General features: G+C 66.6%; 15 protein-coding genes and 4 pseudogenes. 11 read left to right on the top strand and 8 right to left on the bottom strand.

Annotated elements, in window-relative coordinates:
* Positions 1–61: 61 nt before the first annotated feature.
* Positions 62–976, bottom strand: a pseudogene (locus tag GO592_RS11685) (alpha-ketoacid dehydrogenase subunit beta); the annotation flags it as partial.
* Positions 977–1,120: 144 nt separating this feature from the next.
* Between GO592_RS11685 and GO592_RS11680 the strand changes: the two are divergent.
* From GO592_RS11680 to GO592_RS11660, 5 genes and pseudogenes are all read left to right on the top strand, one after another.
* On the top strand, positions 1,121–1,708 hold the full coding sequence (locus GO592_RS11680; RefSeq protein WP_007297753.1) for a TIGR03086 family metal-binding protein: 588 nt from the start codon (positions 1,121–1,123) through the stop codon (positions 1,706–1,708).
* Between the two features lie 122 nt (positions 1,709–1,830).
* Positions 1,831–3,375 carry a class I adenylate-forming enzyme family protein gene (locus GO592_RS11675; RefSeq protein WP_007297754.1) on the top strand — a complete coding sequence of 515 codons (1,545 nt, stop codon included), beginning with the start codon at positions 1,831–1,833 and terminating at the stop codon, positions 3,373–3,375.
* A gap of 31 nt (positions 3,376–3,406) precedes the next feature.
* A pseudogene (locus GO592_RS11670) lies at positions 3,407–5,277 on the top strand (DUF3556 domain-containing protein).
* Positions 5,274–6,706 (top strand): annotated as a pseudogene (locus GO592_RS11665) (phytoene desaturase family protein). The pseudogenes GO592_RS11670 and GO592_RS11665 overlap by 4 nt, the downstream one beginning before the upstream one ends.
* A gap of 2 nt (positions 6,707–6,708) precedes the next feature.
* Entirely contained in the window at positions 6,709–7,461 is a 753-nt protein-coding gene (locus tag GO592_RS11660) for an enoyl-CoA hydratase/isomerase family protein (RefSeq protein WP_237737201.1), read from the top strand.
* A 154-nt stretch (positions 7,462–7,615) separates the two neighbouring features.
* Here GO592_RS11660 and GO592_RS11650 read toward each other — a convergent pair whose 3' ends face one another.
* The gene (locus tag GO592_RS11650; protein WP_007300618.1) at positions 7,616–8,647 is read right to left on the bottom strand and encodes a PucR family transcriptional regulator; all 1,032 of its coding nucleotides are present in this window, start codon (positions 8,645–8,647) and stop codon (positions 7,616–7,618) included.
* 596 nt (positions 8,648–9,243) lie between these two features.
* Here GO592_RS11650 and GO592_RS11645 point away from each other — a divergent pair.
* The 5 genes and pseudogenes from GO592_RS11645 to GO592_RS11625 all read left to right on the top strand — a co-directional run bounded on the left by GO592_RS11645 (position 9,244) and on the right by GO592_RS11625 (position 14,487).
* On the top strand, positions 9,244–10,080 hold the full coding sequence (locus GO592_RS11645; RefSeq protein WP_039952837.1) for an SDR family oxidoreductase: 837 nt from the start codon (positions 9,244–9,246) through the stop codon (positions 10,078–10,080).
* Positions 10,077–10,836: pseudogene (locus GO592_RS11640) on the top strand (enoyl-CoA hydratase-related protein). The gene GO592_RS11645 and the pseudogene GO592_RS11640 overlap by 4 nt, the downstream one beginning before the upstream one ends.
* A gap of 319 nt (positions 10,837–11,155) precedes the next feature.
* Positions 11,156–12,667, top strand: coding sequence for a protein adenylyltransferase SelO (locus GO592_RS11635; RefSeq protein WP_007300620.1), 1,512 nt, complete (start codon positions 11,156–11,158; stop codon positions 12,665–12,667).
* 243 nt (positions 12,668–12,910) lie between these two features.
* Positions 12,911–13,654: an alpha/beta hydrolase gene (locus GO592_RS11630; protein ID WP_202715139.1), complete on the top strand. Its 744-nt coding sequence runs from the start codon at positions 12,911–12,913 to the stop codon at positions 13,652–13,654.
* Between the two features lie 329 nt (positions 13,655–13,983).
* A complete protein-coding gene (locus GO592_RS11625; RefSeq protein WP_237720616.1) occupies positions 13,984–14,487 on the top strand; it encodes a hypothetical protein in 504 nt (167 codons plus the stop codon).
* A 202-nt stretch (positions 14,488–14,689) separates the two neighbouring features.
* On the opposite strand, the gene GO592_RS11620 is transcribed toward GO592_RS11625, so the two are convergent.
* The 3 genes from GO592_RS11620 to GO592_RS11610 all read right to left on the bottom strand — a co-directional run bounded on the left by GO592_RS11620 (position 14,690) and on the right by GO592_RS11610 (position 17,935).
* The gene (locus GO592_RS11620; RefSeq protein WP_007300623.1) at positions 14,690–15,910 is read right to left on the bottom strand and encodes an NAD(P)/FAD-dependent oxidoreductase; all 1,221 of its coding nucleotides are present in this window, start codon (positions 15,908–15,910) and stop codon (positions 14,690–14,692) included.
* 369 nt (positions 15,911–16,279) lie between these two features.
* Positions 16,280–17,470 (bottom strand): PIN domain-containing protein, encoded by a 1,191-nt coding sequence (locus GO592_RS11615; RefSeq protein ID WP_050998703.1) that lies wholly within the window; start codon positions 17,468–17,470, stop codon positions 16,280–16,282.
* Positions 17,471–17,479: 9 nt separating this feature from the next.
* Positions 17,480–17,935, bottom strand: coding sequence for a helix-turn-helix domain-containing protein (locus GO592_RS11610; protein WP_007300625.1), 456 nt, complete (start codon positions 17,933–17,935; stop codon positions 17,480–17,482).
* A gap of 686 nt (positions 17,936–18,621) precedes the next feature.
* On the opposite strand from GO592_RS11610, the gene GO592_RS11605 reads away from it, so the two are divergent.
* Complete coding sequence (locus GO592_RS11605) at positions 18,622–19,227, top strand: hypothetical protein (protein WP_007300626.1); 606 nt, start codon at positions 18,622–18,624, stop codon at positions 19,225–19,227.
* Here the strand turns inward: GO592_RS11605 and GO592_RS45835 are convergent.
* The 3 genes from GO592_RS45835 to GO592_RS11595 form a co-directional block, all read right to left on the bottom strand.
* Positions 19,224–19,580: an NmrA family NAD(P)-binding protein gene (locus GO592_RS45835; RefSeq protein ID WP_257226392.1), complete on the bottom strand. Its 357-nt coding sequence runs from the start codon at positions 19,578–19,580 to the stop codon at positions 19,224–19,226. The two genes, GO592_RS11605 and GO592_RS45835, sit on opposite strands and share 4 nt — an antisense overlap.
* Before the next feature lie 14 nt (positions 19,581–19,594).
* Entirely contained in the window at positions 19,595–19,789 is a 195-nt protein-coding gene (locus GO592_RS45830) for an NmrA family NAD(P)-binding protein (RefSeq protein WP_257225796.1), read from the bottom strand.
* A 272-nt stretch (positions 19,790–20,061) separates the two neighbouring features.
* Positions 20,062–21,774 carry a PucR family transcriptional regulator gene (locus GO592_RS11595; RefSeq protein ID WP_237737200.1) on the bottom strand — a complete coding sequence of 571 codons (1,713 nt, stop codon included), beginning with the start codon at positions 21,772–21,774 and terminating at the stop codon, positions 20,062–20,064.
* Between the last annotated feature and the right edge of the window lie 122 nt (positions 21,775–21,896).

Raw genomic sequence — 21,896 nt, 5'->3', positions numbered from 1 at the left:
TGTGTACTGGCGCCGCTCTCTCGGCGAGAGTCCGCCCCGGATTCCGGCCCGACCAATGCCATCAGCTCACCTGTGCCAACTTGATCGCCGCGGCCTCGATGGTGTCTTCGGAGAGCAGGACCTCGAGGGCGGCATCGCCGAGCGGGATGAAACTGTCCTCACTGGCTACTCGCGCGAGACGGCCGGTGAAACCTTCGTCGATCAGCGCGGTGACGACTCCTTCCGCGACGCCCCCGGAAGATCGGGTTTCGTCGACGACGAGCACCCGGCCGGTGGCGTACGCCTCTCGGAGGATGTCGTGCACGGGCAGCGGTGCGAGCCACCGCATGTCCACCACACGCGCGGCGATGTGCGCCTTCTCGAGCCGGCGCGCGACCCGCAGGCTCATCCGGACCCCGTTGCCGAACGTGACGATGGTCAGGTCGGTGCCGTCACCGTACGTGCGGGCGGAGCCGATCGGCACATGGTTCTCGGCCCGCTTCACCGGATCCGGATACGCGGCCAGCCACTGCTCGTCACCGTCCTCGTACAGATCCCGGGTGTGATACAGCGCAATCGGTTCCAGATACACACACACCGCCCCCGCGGTGCGCGCTGCCGCCGCGCACGTGTGCATCATGGCCGCGGCGTCGTCGGGGCGAGCCGGGGAGGCCACGACGATGCCGGGGATGTCACGCAACGCGGCGACGGCATTGTCGTTGTGGAAATGCCCACCGAACCCCTTCTGATACCCGTACCCCGCGACCCGCACCACCATCGGATTGCGGTACTGACGGTCGGAGAAGAACTGCAACGTCGCACCCTCCCCGCGGATCTGATCGGCGGCATTGTGCAGATACGCCAGGTACTGGATCTCCGGGATCGGCAACAACCCGGACACCCCCGCGCCCAGCGCGAGTCCCAGGATCGCTTGCTCGTCGAGAAGCGTGTCGAACACGCGCGCCGACCCCGCCTTCTTCATCAGACCCTTCGCCAAGTCCTCCCGGTAACACCGCCGTGGACGGTCACCGGGAGCTCGATCCCTCATGCCGATGACCCGGATTCCGACCTCGACCGGTGCAGCCCGTCGTAACGTAGGACCTCCATCGACCTTCCAGTGACCGTGCGAGGAGTGCTGAAGATGTTCGATCTCCGACCCGCCGCCGACGTGATGGCCGCTCTCGTCGAGTCCGTGCGCGACGACCAACTCACCGCACCGACACCGTGCCCGGAGCTCACGGTCGGTGATCTCCTCGACCACATCGACGGGCTGTCACTCGCGTTCACCGCCGCCGCGACGAAGACCCCGCCGGCCGGGGGCAGCCAACCGCCCTCCGCCGACGCTGCTCGCCTCGGCACCGACTGGCGCACCCGGATCCCGCAGCGTCTGGCCGCCCTGGCCGGAGCTTGGCGCGAGGAGCCGGCATGGCACGGGATGACCCAGGCAGGCGGACTCGACCTACCGGCCGACATCGCGGGCGCGGTCGCGGTGGACGAGATCGTCGTGCACGGCTGGGACCTCGCCGTCGCCACCGGCCAGAACTTCCACTGCACACCGGAACTACTCGGCGCCGCATACGAGTTCGCGAAGTCGTCAGCCGACCAGAACCCCCACGGCACACCTGGACTGTTCGGGCCACCGGTGAGCGTTCCAGACTCCGCGCCACTGCTCGAACAACTGCTCGGCCTGACCGGCCGCGACCCACGGTGGGTGCCCGCCGCCACGTAGCAGTCCGCACTGTCCGCCGCGGACAAAGACCGGGGCGAACTCGAGCCCGGCGGAATATTTCGGACCACACTCTCCCCGCATAGTGTCGTGGATCACACGGCAAAGTGTAGGGGATCGAAACAGTGTCCGACATCGGCTATTTCACCTGGGACCTCGCGACCGAGCACGGTGACGCACCGTGCCTGCGCGACGACCACCTCGACCTCACGTACCGGCAGTTCGCCGATCGCGTGGATGCGTTCGCGGCACAACTGAGCGAACACGGGGTCGGCAAGGGTGACGTCGTCGCGGTGATGCTGCCGAACCGGGTGGAGCTGCTCGTCGTGCTGATGGCGGCCTGGCGACTCGGCGCGGCCGCGACACCGGTCAATCCCACCTTCACCGCCGTGGAAGCGGAGTACCAGATCGCCGACACCGGCGCCGTCCTCGTCGTGAACGAGGGACCTGACGCCCCTACCGCCGGTCGTCCGTCGATCGCGGTCGACGAGATGGCCGCATCTCAGCCTTCGGGGCCGACCCCAGGCCTCCGCCCGGCGGGAAGTGACGTCGCACTACTGATCTACACGTCGGGGTCGACGGGGCACCCCAAGGGAGTCATGCTCACCCACGACAACCTGCAGTTCATGAGTTCTTCTCTGGCCGAGCACCTTTCACTGACCACCGATGACCACTGCCCACTCGTCCTGCCGCTGTTCCACGTCAACGCGATCTGTGTCAGCTTTCTCGCGCCGATGCTGGCGGGAGGGCAACTGAGCGTCACCGGACGTTTTTCTCCGGCCCGATTCTTCGACGACGTCGCCCGGCTGCGGCCGACCTACTTCTCCGCGGTCCCGACAATCTATGCACTGCTCGCGTCGCAACCCGAGGAGATTGTCACCGACACGTCCTCGTTGCGGTTCGCCGTCTGCGGCGCCGCGCCGATCTCCAAGGAACTACTCGACCGCGCCGAACAACGCTTCGGCCTGGTGATCGTCGAAGGGTACGGGCTCACCGAGGGCACCTGCGCATCGGCGTGCAACCCGCCTGCCGGCGTCCGGAAACTCGGCTCCGTGGGGCCCGCACTGCCGGGGCAGACCCTCGCGATCATGGACGATTCCGGCGCTCTGCTCCCCCCTGGAGCGGTCGGCGAGGTCGTCGTCCGCGGCGCCAACGTGATGCACGGCTATCTGGGGCGTCCCGAGGAGACCGACCGGACGATTGTCGACGGATGGCTCCACACCGGCGACGTCGGCCGACTCGACGAGGACGGCTACCTCACCCTCGTCGACCGCATCAAGGACATGATCATCCGGGGCGGCGAGAACATCTACCCCAAGGAGATCGAAAACGCACTCGCCACTCACGACGGCGTACTCGAGGCGGCCGTGGTGGGAGCGCCCCACGACGTGTATGGCGAGGTGCCCGTCGCCTACGTCGTCACCTACCCCGACAGTCCGGTCACCGAGGACCAGCTCACCGAGCACCTGCGCGACCGGCTCACGAAAGTGAAACTGCCCGTGGCCATACACATCGTCGACGCCTTGCCGCGCAACCCCGTCGGCAAGATCGACAAGCCGGGACTGCGCAGCCGTCACCGCCGCAACCCGCCGCCACGAGGGGATGAGCAACAGGCTCTCACCGCTCACCACAACACCCTGCCGCAACTCGGGACACCCCCGAGGCGATGACACCTACCCTCCACCCGCCCTATCCAGGAGCATCCGATGGGATTCAACCGGGAACTTCCCCGAAGTAGACCCCGCAACATTCCTCGACCGCCCCTTCTTCGACCGGATCCGAGCCATGTCGACCCACTGGGTCGACTACGGCTTCGGCACCCCGAAGATGGTGCACACCATCTACATTCTCAAGCTGCTCGTCCTGTACATCGCCGCCGGACTGTCGATCGCGACATTCACGTCCGGATACAACGTGCTCGACGTCGGCGCGTGGTGGAACGCACCCATCGTCTACCAGAAGCTCATCCTGTGGACGCTGCTCGTCGAGACCCTCGGCCTGGGCGGTTCCTGGGGTCCGCTCGCCGGCCACTTCAAACCGATGATGGGCGGCGCGCTGTTCTGGCTCCGGCCGGGAACCATTCGCCTGCCACCCTGGCCAGGGAAGGTGCCGCTGACATCAGGCGACACTCGCACCGTCTTCGACGTCCTCGTCTACGCCGCAATCCTGGTCAACATCGTCCTCGCGCTCGGATTTGCCGGGGTGCACACACCGTCTGTCGACGCGGCGTTGCCCGGCAACCACGGCCTGGTGAACCCCACACTTCTGTTGCCGCTGATCGCGCTGCTGATCGTGATCGGGCTGCGTGACAAGGTCATTTTCATCGCCGCCCGCGGCGAGCAGTACTTCCCGGCCATTGTCTTCTTCGGTGTCCTTCCGTTCGTGGACATGATCGTCGCGCTGAAGCTGCTCATCGTGTCGGTGTGGGTCGGCGCCGGCATCTCGAAGCTCGGCCACCACTTCTCGATGGTCGTGCCGCCGATGCTGTCCAACACCCTCTGGTTGCCGTCGAAGACGATCAAGCGCGCCCACTACCGCAGCTTCCCGAACGACCTGCGGCCGTCCATCGTCGCCGGCGGCGTCGCCCACGTCCTGGGCACCGTCGTCGAGGTGGTCACTCCACTGGTGTTGCTGTTCACCACGAATGGCACCATCACCCTGCTCGCGGTTGCGTTGATGGTGGCGTTCCACCTGTTCATCCTGTCCACGTTCCCGCTCGCGGTCCCCCTCGAATGGAACCTGCTGTTCGCGTATGCGGCAGTATTCCTGTTCCTCGGTTTCCCGAACGCCGCCGGCTTCGGGCTGGGGGACGTCTCCTCACCGCTGCTGCTCGCCGCGATCGTCGCCGCGCTGGTGTTCTTCCCCATCCTCGGCAATCTGCGCCCCGACCTCGTGTCGTTCCTGCCCTCGATGCGGCAGTACGCAGGAAACTGGGCCTCGGCGACCTGGGCATTCGCACCGGGTGCGGAGGACAAGCTGGACGAGTTCATCACGCGGCCCAGTCAGAACACCCGCACCCAGTTGCTGGCGACGTATCCGGCCGAGGTCGCCGACGTCGTGATGCACCAGCTGCTCGGCTGGAGGTCGATGCACAGCCAGGGCCGCGCCCTGTTGTCGCTGATGAGTCGGCATCTCGGGACGACATCGACACCTACTCCCTCCGGGAGGCCGAGTTCAGCTGCAACTCACTGGTGGCGTTCAACTTCGGTGACGGCCACTTGCACAACGAGCACCTCATTGCTGCCATTCAGCGGCCCTGCAACTTCGCGCCTGGAGAGTTCCTGATCGCGTGGATCGAATCGCAGCCCATCCACAAGGGCATTCAGGAGTACAAGGTGATCGACGTCGCCCTCGGTGTCATCGAGCGAGGCACCTACAAGGTGTCCGACGCCATCGCCGAACAGCCGTGGCTGCCGAACGGTCCCATCCCGTTCGATGTGCGGTGGACGTTGGACATCGACGCCGACCGGGCGATCACCGATCCCGGCTCGCTGTCGGAACCGAGGATGCGCAGCAAGCACGCCACCAATTCGTCCCTCCATGGTGACGAGGGCAGCGGAGTGCTGCGGTGACCACCGCAGTCGTGGTCGGCAGCGGGCCCAACGGGCTCGCCGCCGCGGTCCACCTCGCCCGGCACGGCGTCGACGTCCAGGTCCTCGAGGCCGCCGACACCATCGGCGGCGGCACCCGCTCCGGCGAACTCACCGTCCCGGGACTGCTGCACGACGAGTGCTCGGCGTTCCACCCGATGGGTGCCGGGTCGCCGTATCTGCAGACCCTCGACCTCGGCCGGTACGGGTTGACGTGGAAGTGGCCGGAGATCGACTGCGCCCACCCCTCGACTCCGGTGAGGCGGGGTTGCTGCACCGGTCGATCGCGGCCACCGCCGCCGGACTCGGCGAGGACGGCGCCCGCTGGCAGCGCATGTTCGGCGGACTCGCCGACGGATTCGACGACCTGGCCGCCGACCTCATGCGTCCGATCGCGAACGTGCCCCGGCATCCGCTGCGGCTCGCCGGCTTCGGACCCCGGGCCCTGCTGCCGGCCGCGGTGACGGCCCGCTGGTGGCGCACCGACAAGGCCCGCGCACTGTTCGGCGGCGCCGCCGCGCACGCCTACTACCGCCTGGACCGGCCCGCGACGTCCGCGGTCGGGATGATGATCGTCGCCGCCGGGCACCGCTACGGCTGGCCGGTCGCCGAGGGCGGATCGCAGTCGATCACCGGCGCACTCGCCGCCCTGCTCACCGACCGGGGCGGCAAGATCACCACCGGTGTCCACGTCCGCGATTGGAACGAACTTCCGCCCGCCGACGTCGTCCTGCTGGACGTCGCGCCGTCCGCCGCGCTCGGCATCCTGGGCGCTCGCCTGCCCGACCGGGTCGCGCGCGCGTACCGGCGGTTCAAGCACGGACCGGCGGCATTCAAGGTCGACTTCGCCGTCGAGGGCGGCGTGCTCTGGCGCAACCCGGACTGCGGCCGCGCCGGAACCGTCCACCTGGGCGGGAATTTCGCCGAGATCGCCGACGCCGAACGCGACGTCGCGACGGGGAAGATGCCGCAGCGGCCGTTCGTCCTCGTCGGACAGCAGTACCTCGCCGACCCCGGACGGTCGAAAGGAACCCTGCATCCGCTCTACGCGTACGCCCATGTCCCGCACGGCTACACGGGCGACGCGACGGAGGCGATCACCGCGTAGATCGAACGGTTCGCGCCCGGGTTCCGGGACCGCATCGTCGCCACGGTCAGCAGTGGGCCCGTGAAGCTCGCCGAGTCGAACGCCAACTACATCGGCGGTGACATCATCGGCGGAGCCAACAGCGAAACCCAGGTGGTGCTGCGTCCGCGCATCGCCCTCGACCCGTACAGCACCGGGGTACCGGGAACCTATCTGTGCTCGGCGTCCACGCCGCCGGGAGCCGGCGCCCACGGGATGAGCGGATTCAACGCCGCCCAATCCGCACTGCGCCACCTGCGCAGACACGGCGGCGATGTGCTGTGACCGTGGAGAGGTCTGGGAAACGGAATCGCCGTGGTGCGGCGTTCCTGGAGCGGCACGGTCCGATCGCAGTGATAACCCTCAATCGTCCCGAGGTCCGCAACGTCGTCAACTCGGACGTCTCCGCCGCGGTCGGCGCGGCAATGGAAACACTGGCCCACTCTCCCGACCTTCGGGTCGGAATCCTCACAGGTGCGGGAGATACCTTCTGTGCCGGTGCGGATCTGGCCGCCCTGACCGCCGGGCACAGCATCGACGCACCCGGACACCCGGAATGGGGGTTCGGCGGCTTCGTCCGACATGACATCGGCAAACCGCTGATTGCAGCCGTGAACGGTTCGTCCTCGGGTGGAGGCCTCGATCTCATCTTGGCGTGTGACGCAGCCATCGTCAGTTCTCACGCCTCGCTCGGGTCGCGGGGAATAGGACGATATGCGGACTGCGATCCCGACGCGAGGGCACTCGGCGGTCGACTCCAGGCCAGGTCGGTGTTCCTTGGCGACGCGCTCGAGCCGGAGACGGCACTGCGTTGCGGAATGATCGACAGGGTCGTCCATCCACATGAGGTACTGCCGGAGGCCATGCGGCTGGCACGTGCGCTGGCAACGACAATCCCGCCCTTGGAAGGGATCGGCGCCGCGGTCATGCGTCGTCGCGCCGGGAGGAACACTTCCGGGCACTGCGAGCGTGACGCGCCACGTCATCCTCATCAGTACCGGCACGGAGCCCAGCGCGTGCTCCGCACCAGTACGATTTGAGGGACGATTCCCCTACCCGACAGCGTTTCCCGGCACCGCAGCGATCCTGCGGTGCCGGGCGCGCGACCCACTCCACGACGCACACGAACTGAGGAACGATGCTGGATCGACTGTACGCAGCCCTCCTGGCGGCAGCCGGATTGTCCTTCGGCGACTACATCGCCCTCGAGGACGCGGTGAGCGATCCCGATGATCCGCCGCGGACGGTCACCGACCCCACCCTTACCGCCCACCCACTCCTTTGACCGTCGGCTCGCCCCTTCGCCTGATCCGGCGTCACGACCACAGGTCCCAGCCATTGGCACACGAGCAGGGCGAGCTCGACGGCGAGGCGATCCCCGGTGAAGTCTTCGCCCCGTTCCTCCGCGGCCCGCTTCACCCGATATTTCACTGAATTATAGTGCAGATCAATCTGTTTCGCTGCGGCGACATTGCTGAGGTTGCTTGCGAGGTAGACCTGTACGGTCTCGCGCAGGCGGGCGGCGTTCTCATTGTCGGCCGCCAGACCACGCAAGACGCTGCGCACCCACGCCCGGGTCGACGCGACGTCCTCTATCAGCAGTGCGACTGTCGACACTCCCGGTTCGTCGTACGCGGTCACGACGGGGGCATTCTTTCCTGCAGCGATCGCGAGCGCTCGTGCGCGCTGAGCACGCGTGTACGACTGCCGGAATCCCTCCGGGCCGTTGGTGACCCCGCCGACGGCCATGACCAGCCCCGGATGGCGGGCCTCGAGGAAATCGCGCAATTCACCGTAACCTCGCCGGGGAGCCGCGCGCGTACCGAGCGGGACCCATACCCATCCGGTGACGCGGTCGGCCGCCACGAACAACGGATCGGTCATTGCACCCATGAACCCTGCGACGTCGTGCGTCGCCGATTCGATTCTGGCCAGCATGTCTCCCGAACCGGTATCGGGAACCCAGATGATGGCCGCCAGGTGATTCTGATGCAGAACATAGTTAAGGGCGGCGCTGGCCCCGGCGTCCGGGCGTTCGTTGCCCGCCAGGATTTCCTGGACTCGGACGGCACGAACACTGCTCTGGTGGGCCAGCCACCGCTCCCGTTCACGCTCGTAGACTTCGACCACCTGCTGCGACACCCTGTCGATATACACCGACATCACGGTGATGATGCGCTCGAGCACCGGCACACCGAGTTCCGGCTCGACCGCTTCCCCACCCAACTCGTCAAATACCAGCTTGAGGAGGTTGGAGGGGTTCCCGTCAACGCGCTTGTACGCGCATACCGACTCGGGCAGAGGTTTCCTTCGACACTGGCACCGAGTAGGTCGAACAGCTGCCGATCGGCACGCAGATCGGGAATCTCGCTGTACAGCACATCCGTGATATCGGCGGTCAACGTCACCAGCCGCTGGTTGAGCGAGCCCGCGATTCGTGCGACCAACAGCGCGGCGCGCTCGTCGTGTGAAGCCATGCGAAGACAATAGAGCAGTCGACATCCGCGCATGACGATTTACCCGGAACGCCATCCTCAGCATCTCTACCTGCACATTTCCGCCCAGCCCGCCGTCCAGGTCTCCACTGGCACGAACCGAGCATGTCCCGACAGGACAAAGGGCATCTGTTTCTTGATGCTTCGCGGACGTGGTCACCATCACAGGATTCTCCTATCGTCAAGAGCGCTCGGCCAACGCCTGCGGACTGCTCGATGAGCGACGCACGGCCCCCGAGACACCGTCGTACGGGGTTGTTTTCGAGCGATCCCGTCCAGTTCGACAGGCGCGAACGGCGTCTCAGCGTCCACAACGAAGGGATCACAGTGAACACCACAAGCTTCCACGGGAGAACCGCCGTCATGTCCGGGGGAAGTCGTGGTATCGGACTTGCCATTGCGCGCGCGATCGCGGGCCGCGGTGGAAACGTCGTCCTGCTCGCCAAGACCGATACCCCCGACCCTCGACTGCCCGGGACGATTCATACCGCCGTCGCAGAATTGAACGAGCTGGGCGGACACGCCGTACCCGTTGTCGGTGACGTCCGGAACGATGACGACATCGCCCGGGTCGTCGATGCCGCCGTCGACAACTTCGGCGGCATCGACATCGTCATCAACAACGCAAGCGTGCTGGATGTCTCGAAGACCGAGGACCTGCCGCTCAAGAGGTTCGATCTGATGCAACAGGTCAACGTGCGCGGCACTTTCGCCCTGACCCAGGCGTGTCTTCCATACCTGCAGAAATCCTCCGCCCCGCACGTACTGACACTCTCACCACCACTGAACATGTCGCAGCACTGGCTGGGCGCCCATCCGGGCTACATGCTGGCCAAGTACGGGATGACGCTGGCGGCGTTGGGCATCGCCGCCGAACACGCGAATCTACCCATTTCCAGCAACTGCCTGTGGCCGCAGACGATGATCGCGACGGCAGCGGTCGGGAACCTGCTCGGCGGCCACGACAGCCTGGAGCACTCCCGCTCCCCCGAGATCATGGCCGACGCCGCGATCGAACTGCTCGGCCGTCCCGCAGGCACCGACAACGGTCGCACCCTCCTCGACGTCGAAATTCTCACCGAAGCCGGCATCACCGATTTCACGACATATGGTGGAACCGCCCCGTTGACGATCGACATCTTCGTCGACGCTGCTGCGGGATGACATCGCATTCTTCGACGTCAGGCGTCGTACCCGCCCTCGACGCTGACCTCCTCCGTGTCACCCTCGACCGGCCGGCGCGCATGAATGCAGTGCGGATCGAAACGCTCGACGCGATCACAGACGCCCTCGAGTCGCGTGCCGGCGATTCGGCGGTCCGCGCGGCCGTCCTCACCGGCGCCGGGGGCGCGTTCTGCACCGGTGCCGACCTGTCGACCACGACGACGAACGACCGGCCGGCAGCGGCCACCATCGATGCCGCAAACCGAACCGTGGCCGCGATCCGCGCGTTTCCCCGTCCCGTCGTCGGTGCAGTCAACGGACCCATCGCGGGTGTCGGCGATCCCTGGCACTCGCATGCGACCTCACTGTCGCTACGAAGTCCAGCTACTTCCTTGTTGCGCTCACCAAGGTCGGTCTCATGCCGGACGGCGGAGCCACCGCTCTCGTCGCCGCGTCGATCGGCCGCACCCGTGCCATGAAGATGGCTCTCGTCGCAGAACGACTCCCGGCACGTGAAGCGCTTGCCGCCGGGCTCATCGCCGATGTCTTCTCCGACGGCGAATTCGACTCTGCCGTAGAGAACCTCACGTGCCGGCTCACGAACGGCCCCGGCGACGCCTTCCGCTGACGAAAGACGCCGTCAACGACGCCACACTCACCGAACTCGACCATGCATTCGCACGGGAACGAAACGGGCAACTCGAGCTACTCGCCACCCCCGACTTCGAGGAAGGCGTCACCGCGTTCCGGAATTAGCGTCCCGCCGCGTTTCGCCGGACCTGAGAACCATCGGGACCGCCACAACATCCATCACGAAGAAGGCCGAAGTGACCTGTCGGCGAGCGAGGGCCTCGAGGATCAACGCCCGTGATGCCGGGGTAGCCGAGAGTTTTCGAAGCGCTCCCGGGTAGAGCGGTTGCGGCCGCGCAGGGCGCCGACCAGTCCGCCGGAGATCACCACCATGCTCTGTATGCGGCCATCGACGGGCGGCGGCGGCAGATGGTCGACCATCTTGGTTTTCGGACGTTCTGTTGGTCGTGAGCGGCGAGACAGGCCGTGCGGTGGTTACCCTCGGATGATGAATGCATTCCCGAACTCCACGGTGGGCACGAACACAGCGGTGGCCGGCCTCGAGAGCACCTTTGCCGACGAGCTGGGCGCCTTGACGGTCCCCTGGCAGGGTGCGCATGCGCCGGACCCCACGTTGCTGGTGCTCAACGAGCAGCTCGCGGCGTCGCTGCGGTTGGAAGTCCGGGCACTGCGAAGCGAGGACGGAGTCGGCGTGCTGTCCGGATCGACGGCGCCCGCCGGGACCAAGCCGGTGGCGATGGCATATTCGGGCCATCAGTTCGGCGGATACGCACCGTTCCTCGGGGATGGTCGGGCGTTACTGCTCGGCGAACTGGTGAACAGTGATGGGCAGCGGGTCGATCTGCACCTCAAGGGCTCGGGGCCCACGCCATTCTCCCGGGGCGGCGACGGGTTCGCGGTGGTCGGCCCGATGCTGCGCGAATATCTGGTCAGTGAGGCCATGTACGCCCTGGGCATCCCCACGACGCGTGCGCTCTCGGTGGTCGCGACGGGCCAGCACGTTCGCCGATACGGCGCCGAGCCCGGTGCCGTGCTCGCCCGGGTCGCGGCCAGTCACCTGCGGGTGGGCACCTTTGAATACGCGGTGCGGCAGGGCGATGTCTTGCAGCCGCTCGCCGACTACGCGATCGCCCGCCACTACCCGCAGCTGACCGAACTACCGGCGGAGCGTGAAAAAAATCGCTACCTGACGTTCTTCGAGGCGGTGGTGGAGGCGCAGGCCTACCTGGTGGCGAAATGGATGCTCACCGGTTTCGTGCACGGGGTGATGAATACCGACAACACGACCATTTCGGGCCAGACCATCGACTACGGTCCGTGTGCCTTTCTCGACGCGTTCGACCCGGCCGCAGTGTTCAGTTCGATCGACCACGGCGGCCGCTATGCGTTCGGCAAGCAGCCCGCTGTCCTGAAGTGGAATCTGGCGCGCCTCGCGGAAACGCTACTGACCCTGATCGATTCCACGCCGGATGACGCGATCGCCGCGGTCTCGGCGGTCCTCGACACCTTCGACGAGCGTTACGACGGCCACTACGCGACCGGTATGGCGGCAAAGCTCGGTTTGGCCGGCACGCTCGTCGAGCGAGCGCTGATCGACGACCTGCTGACGTTATTGGAGGAACACGGTGCCGACTGGACGGGCACCTTCCGTGCTCTCGCGGACGAACTACGCGGAAACTCGACGCCGCTCGACGGCCTCGTACCGCGCGAGCACATCGGGCCATGGCTGGAACGCTGGCGCGGCGCCCTGACCAACCATGGGCGCGGGGCGGCGGAGACCGCGAACGCAATGGACCGCGTCAACCCGCTGTACATCCCCCGCAATCATCAGCTCGATGCGGCTCTGCGCGCCGCGACCGACGGGGACCTCGCTCCGTTCGAGAACCTGCTCGAGGTCGTCACGCATCCGTTCGACCGCCGCGACGAGTGGTCCGACTACACCACGCCCGCTCCACAGTCGTTCAACCAGACCTTCCAAACCTTTTGCGGCACTTAACTTCCAAGTGACCATAGGCTACGTTCGCGTCGAGTGAATTCGGGGTGGCTGCCACTCAGCCTGAAGAAGGCTGTCCAGCTACCCCAGCGAATGACACCTAAATGCACAGGAATGCAGCGGCCAGTCTGCGTAGGCGAGATCCGCCCGGAGGGCGTGGACTCCGCCCGGGCCAACCAACCACCCTTGCGCGCCATCGGATGGCGGTCAGCGCCGGCTCCGGAGGGTTATTGCGGTGGGCAGGGCGTGGACGTGACGGGGGAAGGCGACCGCACCCTCAACTCCGCCATCCATGTCGTCGTGATGAGCCAAGCCAGGGTCCCCGGCAACGAGGGCGAGCCGGGACTGTCGGTGCGGTGCCGGTATACGCGAAACGCGGGCTCGGGGATGCCCGAGAAGACTCGGGGAGTCGTCTTGGTGGCCCCGGCGCTGCCGTGGCGCCGGACGTCACCAGCCGAGGCGCTCGGGTGGCAGACACTGGGACGCCTCGTCGTCGCGGCTGGCCCGCCAATGACACGCATGGTGCTGCGACTGGCGGGCCGGCGAATACTGGACGCCAAGCGAAGCGCGATCAACGACGCGGGCTCCATCTCGGGTAGCCGGACCGACCTCATCGGTGGAGACCCGGGCCGTGTCTCACGAGCGCAGGTCGACCTGTGGCTCAATGCCCTCGAGGCGGCCCGCGAGCACCCGGAACGGCTCGCGGGCACGGCTGCCGCGTTCGCGTCGATCGTCAAGGCCATGTTCATCACGCAGAGACCGACGAACGAGGCACTCGATTCCGTGCGGGTGCCGGTCTTTGTGCTGTGGGGAAGGGACGATCACGTTGTCGACCCCACGTCGCTCATGCAGCACGCCCGACTGCCGGGCTGGACACCCCGGCCCATCGATGACGTTGGCCACCTGCTTCCCGTCGAGGCGCCCGACCTCTACACGCAGGCAGTCTGCCAGTGGCTCGCCGTGATTCCCGGATTCGGACGCCCTGCGTAGATGGGCATCTTCCCGACCCCAGCAGATGGGCCCAGCGGAGGCCAGTTCCTCGCCGCTCGGGGATCCCCCAGTGGGACGGCCGGATGACGTCATCGCCCCAGATTCCGCCTGATTTCACCGGCGAGGTGCGCCGGTACCCGGACGAAAGGTGCGGGTCGGCGGATATCCGCCGCAGCGAGCCGAGAGTGTCCAGGTAATCGGATGTTCCTGCCCTCGATGAAGTGCTCAGTGCGCGGTCGCCCCACCGCACACGCGTCAACGCGGTGCGCGCGGCGGCGAAGCCGCATAATTGAGGGTGCGAGGTGAGACCGTTGCGGCAGACACCCTGGTTGACGACGACGATATTCGTCGGGTCGGTTGTTCTCCTGCTCGCAGTCCACATCGGCGGCGGTGCGTCGAGCGAACCCGACACGGAAGCGACGCGCATGCTCGACCCCGCCGGGCCGGTACTCACCCTCACTCCGCCTCGCGGGCAGCCGGGCGACCGGATCCAGTACCACGCGGCGAATCTTCCGAGCTGCGCCGGACCGTGGGCGGTGGAGTTCGGCGATCGTGTCCTGGGTGAGACCCGGCAGGTCGGCAGAGTCGCCGACTTCCGCGCCGCGGTGCCGAACCGGGGCAGTCGCGGTTTCCAGGTCGCCGGGCTGCGGTGCCTGCCGACCCCGTCCATGGTGGTGCAGACGACGTTCGAGGTGCTCCCGGTGACACGTTCGTCGGAGCCGACCACTACCTGGATACTGCCGCCACCACCAGAGCTACCGACGCGGACGAGACCCACACCGACGACCTCCACCTCCACCACGCCCACAGCTCCTGCTGACGCGGGGCGGTAGCGGCGGCGGCCGGAGCAGGAACGGCGGCGCCTGCGGAAGCTGCGCCGCTCGAACCGACGTCGTTCACGGGTCCCTTACAGCGGCGGGGCCGCGTGCTCGCCCATACCAGCCCAGGTCGAACTTCACCCACCACCTGCCAGGTCTCCTGGAGGACGTCCTCGGCGTCGGTTGGCGAGCCCAGCATCCCCATCCACCTCCCCGCTCATGCCAGTCTGCTTGGCTTGGACAGCGATCGACCGTGCTCAGCCTGGACCCGCTGCCGCCGGGAGGCGTCGTTGACCGGCCACGTGTGCGACCCGGGCTTTCGCGCCTCGTCCGCCAGCTGCTTGACGGGACTCGCTGCCGCGGCTTCCTTGAGCTTCGCACCGAGGCGGCCCCGCAGGTGAAGCCGCATCGCGGTGTCATCCCTGTGTGCGAGCTGGAAAACTCCGTCCTTACGCCCCAGGCTGACGCACATGGCGGCGATCCCCTTGCCGAAGTCTGCGGGCCGTTCCCCCGCTATCCGGCTGAGCACCGTGTCAGCGGCATGCGAACCAAGAGGAAGCGCCGCTTGGCAACTCATTCGCAACGGCAGGTTCGACGGGGCCGCGGCATCACCGGTCGCGACAATGCGTTCGTCGTCCACGCTGGTCAGCGTCTCGTCGGTGAGAAGACGGCCCATCGCGTCGGTGCTCAGCCCGCTGCGGGCGGCCAAGTCCGGAACGCCGAAGCCGGCGGTCCAGATCGTCACCGTGCTCGGGAGCACACGGCCGCCGCTGAGCTCCACGGCGTCACGTGTCACCGCGGCCACCGTCGCGCCGGGGCCGTCGATCACGGCTACACCAAGATTGGACAACCCCCTGGCCACCGAGCGTCGGCCCCGCGGGTGCAGGTAGGGGCCGAGCCGGTCGCCGCAGACCAGAGTCACAGTGCGCCCGAGCTCCGCGAGCTCGGCGGCCGTCTCGATGCCGAGCGGACCGCCACCGACGACCGTCACCGGCGCCGTCATAGGGGCGTCCTCGAGGACCGACCGAATCCGCTGCGCCTCCTCCAGGCTGGCGGTCGGATGGGCGAACTCGGCCGCTCCGGGTACGCCGGCCGGGTCGGCGCTGCCACTGCCGACGGCGTAGATCAGGTAGTCGTATCCGACGGTCTCGCCGGTCTCCAGCTTCACGCCGCGCTCGGCAGCATCGATCCTCGTCACGCTGTCCACCAACAACCGGATGCCTCCGGCCAGCACGTCGGAGTAGTCGACCACCGCGTCGTCGGACCCGCCCACCAACTGGTGCAGACGGACCCGCTCGACGAAACACGGACGTGGATTGATCACCGTCACCGCCACATCGTCGCGCTTGGTGAGGCGATTCGCCGCCATCACGCCGGCGTACCCGCCGCCAACCACGACCACATCGATCTTTCCGGGGCGCACAGAGTTCGCATTCATGATGTCTCCTCGAGATTGGGGTCGCACATAAGACACCGCCCGCTCCACCGTTGTGACAGCACAGGACCCACGCCCCCCTCATCGGGCGTCGGCGCTCCCCGAAAACCAGATGTGACCTGCTACCGATCAGTCAACGACAAGGCTCTGCGGCGGCGCAGGAGAGCGTCTGCGGGGCAGTCGGCCGTGCCATCAAGGGAAACCTCGGGGTCACCGGATCGCCGAGTGTGTGCCGCAGTTCAGGTGATGGTGTTAGCCGAGCTGATAGGCGCACTGTCGATCGGCCCGGACAACCCGGGGTGCGACAACGCCGGCAGCGTAGGGAAGGCGTCGGTAGCGCGTTCGGTGACCGCAATACAGACGCAGCCGGAATCAGGCCCTTGCGGCAGGGTCCTCCTCAGACCCCAGGTTCCGCACCAGCCACCGATCGCCGACGAGATGCATCAGGATCGGAAACACCGGCCGGGGAATGTTCGGCTCCCACACACCGCTCTCGAGCGTCGACATCTCGTGCACATAGAGCACCTCCACACCGGGGCCGACGATCCTTGTGCCGGTACCGATCCCCCACCTCGCCGGATCCGGCAGCATCGCCCGGAACGACCGCACGTGCACACGCTCGAAATGCACCCACAGCGGATGCTCCGGCGCCGGCACCGCGAGGGCCGAAGCGACCGCCTCTCCCTCCCAACCGTCAATCGTCATCTGATAATGGTTGTCCTGCACCCACCGCCAGGCGAGGACCGCCCGGAAGTCCGGATCCACGTTCGGCCACACCGACAGCAGATCCCCGTCCACGCATACCGACATCAAGAACGCCCACGCCGCACTCACCAGCCGCGTATGCCCGAGGAACCGCAACAATTCCGCCGGATCCATTGCACGAAGCTCGAAGTAGGCCTCCCGTATCTCGGCCGGCACGGCGCTGATCTGTTCGTCGGTCAACTCCGGAAGGGAGGACGCCGCCGGCACCGTACCAGCGTCGGGAACCTCGCCCCGGGCGACGAGCAATGCCCGGACGGCGTCGACGAACCGCGGCGTCAGCCGCTCCAGAGACGCCAACAACTCCCCGACCGTGCGCGGCGGGAACATAGTGCGGTCCACCAGTACGTGCAGGCACTCGAACACCGCGTCCGGGTCCAGATCGAGTTGATCGCAGAGGAATTCGTCGGGATGGATCGCTTCGACGTCGAACGGATCGAGGGCCGCCTGCGGGAAATCCGCCAGGGTGGCGGTCACGATCACACCCGCACCGGAGCGTACAGCCGCAGCCAGGACGTGCCGGTCCTTCGGCTCGGTGGTCATCGCCGGGATCAGTTCCCGGTAACCACGTGACTCCTCCTCCGCGAAGGGAAATGCTCTGCGCATCTGCTGCACTCGCCGCGCCGCCTGCTCCGGCGGCTTCCCGAACCGCCCGCCGGACAGGTTGCGCTCGACCTCGTCGAGCAGATCCGGCGTCCACACCGGCCGGAACACCTCGGCATCGGCCAGAGTGAGCAGCAGATTGCTCAGGGTCTGGGGAAGCATGACGCATCCGTCCAGAACCACCCGAAAGACAGCCATAGAGCGACCTCACCCCGGATCGGCGGGTCGAGACACGAAGCCGTCAGTGGCGTCGCCGGGGTCCGGGGTTTCCTCGTGCGCCATCTCCTTGAACACCTGGCCGCGGCGCGCACGCTCGCGCTGTTGGAATTCGAGCACGTCCGCCAACTCCACCCGCCGATGACGGCCGGGCGAGGTGTACGGGATCTTCCCCGCCTCCAGCAGACGCACCAAGGTCGGCCGGGTGATGCCCAACAGTTCCGCGGCCTCCTGCGTCGTCAACACGGTGCGATGTGGCTCCACCGTCACAGCCTGTCCTTGATCCAGGGCGGTGACCGCGTCGACGAGCAACCCCCGAACACTGTCCGGCAGCGGCACGGACTCCTCCGGGGTCGAGATCGACACCTGCTCTTGACCAGCGAGAACGGCCCTCAGCGCGGCGAGAAGATCCCGATCGTCGGCGACCGGCAACACCGTGTGGCTCATCCCAGCACCCATACCCCACCATAAAACGAAAAAAAACGAACACACAATGCCGGTGGAATCGTTCGGGGACGGTGGGTGACGGGCACCCGACCGCGCCGCGCAAGTCGGCCGCACCGTGGACCCATGCAGCTAGATCGACGGATTCCGTCATCGTGTTTGTTTCACAGCAGGGCTGAAGCCGGGCCGCCATCGGCGTCCTGGCGTGGGTAGTCGGACGCTGTTTCGGGTAACCGGACCGCAGGCGACGACGCGGGTAGCCGGTGACGGTGGCTGACGTCGAACCAGCAGAAGGATCGCGGCGCATTCGACCTACCGGATGCGTCTGACCGAGAGGGTGTACAGATCGTGCCTCGCATCGAAGAAGAAGGCCCCTGTAGCGGCAGCGACCCTGAGTTCGGATCGGAAGACGATCCGATTCGGTGGCCGGATCCGAGTCCATTGGACCTGTGGTGGCAACGCGTGATGTCCGAAAGCCTCCGCCGGTCCCGGGGACCGGGGACCCGGCCGGTGGTCCCGCCCCTGTCGAGGGACTCCCGGAATCGACATCTCCGTCCGCACGCGAGTTAGACCGATCGGACCCGACCCCAGATCAAGTCCGTGGGAGGGGCGCTCGGCAGCGCCGGTATAGAACTCCTCAGCGGCGGCAGCCCAGTCTCCTGACCCTTCCACCCGAACATAGAGGCCTCATGAACATCATCACCGCACTCCCCCTGGCCATACTGCGCGCGCAGTACACTATCGTGCGCTACCCGCTGCGCCTGGTCGACGAACAGGTAATCGCACACCTGGCACCCGCAGCACCGGCCCGACGGCTGTACCGGGGCAGCCTCAGCCTGCTCGATTGTGCCGTCGGCACCGTTCTCGGTCACCAGGACCGAGCCCACGATGCCGCCGACACCACACCCCGCGTCACCCTGGTCTCCGGTACTGCATCCGACACCGATCGCGATCCCAGCGCACCGGATAACGCTGCAGCTGACGCCGAGACCGCCCCTCGGTCCGCGACCGTCGAGAACGCCGAACTGAACGAGAAGGCGGCGCACCAACTCGACACCGACTTACTCGCCGAGCACCTCGAAGACATCGAGACGCAATATCAACTCGAGCACCCCCCGACCACCGGCACCGCCGAGCCGACGACCGACACCGTCATCACCCAGCTCGAGGACGCCGCGAGCACCGAACCCGACACGACACTGTCCGGAGAACTGGCCGACCGCGTAGCCGAACTCGCTCGCGCCGAGACCCCGCCGCCGGGCACCCGAACAACACCGACCGGCAAACGTCACTAACGAGCGCGATTGCCACCAGTAGCGACGACCCACTCGTCTTCGGGGTTCGGATGCCGGCACCGTCCCGAACTGCACCCAATGGTCGACCACTTCGACACCGAACTCGTCGACCACTTGCTTTCCGCAGACGTCACGCCAACTGGGCGGCCCAATCGGCGAAGCTCTGCCACCCCACCTCGGGGTAGAGCAGCCTTCGTGTCGAAATGTGGGATCCCAGTGCTCTTGTCTGCGTCCGCCGCCGAAGAAAACACCACGTGTGGAACACCGGAATCACTGAACGCGCCGACAAGCGCGGCACCCTGAGCGATCTCCGCTTCCGGGCCGTCTTCGAAAGGTGTGGTCATGGCAAACACGCCCGCGCACCCATCTACGGCAGACGCGATCGCCGCCCGATCGGTGATATCGGCCACGCAATGGCGACGCCTCGCAGGCGCAACGCGTCTGAGCGAGAAGAGCTTCGACGGACAAGCGCTCGGACTTCCCGCCCTCGTTCGAGCAGCGCGTCGATGACGGCGCCTCCTTGACCACCCGTCGCTCCGACGACTGCATACGGCTCACTCATGGGCACAACACCTCTCCTTGTCGACCGCGCCAGCGTACTCGCAGGCTCCGTCCGCTCACCAAGACGTGTGTCCCTCTGCGCGGCCATCAGTGGGCCGACGGATGACAGTGAGCGACCCTCGGATGGGAGACGAAACGGCACGATCACGAGATCGCATGGAACCAGACGATGAAACTCGACAGATGTCGAAAACTCTCGTTACGGAAATCCGTTCGGGACTCCGCCATGTTCGCTGCACGACCCGTCGAGGACTTCGACGATCTACACTGCGATCAGCGGAGGGTGGGGCGGTTCTGTCCGGCGGGACGTCGCAAGAGCGCAAGCTGGATTTCGATGAGCAGCCGATCGGATGCGTCCTGCAGATTGACGCCAACGATCTCTTCGACGCGCCGGATACGGTAGCGCAACGTATTTGGATGAACCTGCAGGACGGCGGCAGCGTTGCGCACGTCCCCGTGCTCGGCAAGGTACGCCTCGGCACTCTCGCGCAGATTCGAAGCGTGCTTGTCGTCGTATTCGACGAGGGCATCGAGCCGCGGATCACGCAGCTCGCTGTTTCCCCCGACGAGGTCGAGGATCTCGCCGAGCAACACCGCGGTGCGGGATTCGGCGAGCGTGGTGACCCGTCCCTCGGGGTAAGTCGCGGCGGTCCCGTCAAGGACCCGGTCGACCTCGGTCCGGGCTCCGGCAACCTGTCCGAGACCCGAAACGGGCATAGCGATCGCGGCACGCAGGAGTATCGATCGCTTCTGCTCGAGTTGCTCGACCAACTGGCGGGTCCACGTCGCGATGATATTCGCCGACTTGTAACGAGGAAACAGGACGTAGGCGCGGTGGCCGATCATCGTGGACACCGAGTCACGTCGGAGCGCGCTCGCATGCAGACTGATCATGTTGCCTACACTGGTGACAATCTCCGACGGCGGTTCGGGCTCTCCTGCGGTCACGGCAAATCCGACCACGGCGGCCGATCCTGAATCCGGCAGGTTCAGGGCGCTGGCCACCGATGGGGCATCCACCCCTCCCCCGCGCGCACCGAACAGCCGTTGAATCAGCACGCCCTCCGTCGAAGGAGCATTGAGACTGCGGGAAATGATCCGCGCAGCGATCGCGGAGGCGCCCCGCAGTACGTCGGCGGCGTTATCGGTGAACGGGGCATACCCTTGTTGCACCCAGATCGATCCGAGCAGCCGGGGCGCGGCCGAGCCGTCCTCAACGGTTTGACGGATGCTCACCACTAATCGTCGCTTCGTGCCGAGCTCGTCGTGTGCCGGGACGTCGACGACCTCATCGCTCTCACGCAGCCGGTCGTAGACGCCCCATTCCTGCATCGCCTTCAGGTAGTCGCGCGGGCCGATCCTGCCGAGGATCGACAGCGTCCGTAATTCGTCGGCCGCTTCGTCCGACGCCGAGTACGCGAGCACGCGCGCTTGCGCATCTTCGATCGAGACCATCCCGCCGGCGTTCTGCGCGATGGCCTGCGCGAGGCCGAACAGGTCCGTGTCAACGGCCAGCAACTCTGGGTCACCCAGCCTGTCGTACTGCTGCCGGGAGCGGTCGAGCATGCGCTGAATGAGGGGGAAAACGTGGTCCCACCGGGCCTTCGGGTGTACGGCGACCAGTGCGACTCCGGCGCTGCGCGCCGCGGACTGCAGAGCGGTCGACGATGCCGCCGACTTCGACATCACCGCGCGCGGCCTGTGGTCGGGGGCTCGTAGCGCGACCTCCTCGAACCACCGCACGGCCTCGGCCTTCCTCACGCCGACGTGTAGGTAGAGATCTGGCGACGGTGACTCGACCTCTACCGACAAATCGGAGCTGTCGACCAGGGCGACGGAAGAGATGGCGACCGAACCCCCCGCGGGTGCCTCTATCAACTCGACCACGGACGTATCAAGTGCGGCGAGAAGTTCACGCAGGGTGATAGTTTCGCTCGATTCCGCTTCTCGGCCTGCTTTGGCGACGGCACGTTTACGAGACGACACGGCTGGTCTCCCTGTCCCGATAGATTGATCAAAAGGATGCGATTGGCCGATCATACAATCTCAAGCCTGATTATTCGTCTGACTGGCTGATAGTTTTCCGTGGGTGTTGGTGTTGACTACGG

The organism is Rhodococcus sp. 21391, assembly GCF_016772255.1.
GTDB lineage: Bacteria > Actinomycetota > Actinomycetes > Mycobacteriales > Mycobacteriaceae > Rhodococcus_F > Rhodococcus_F opacus.
This window is presented reverse-complemented; position numbering and strand designations above follow the sequence as displayed.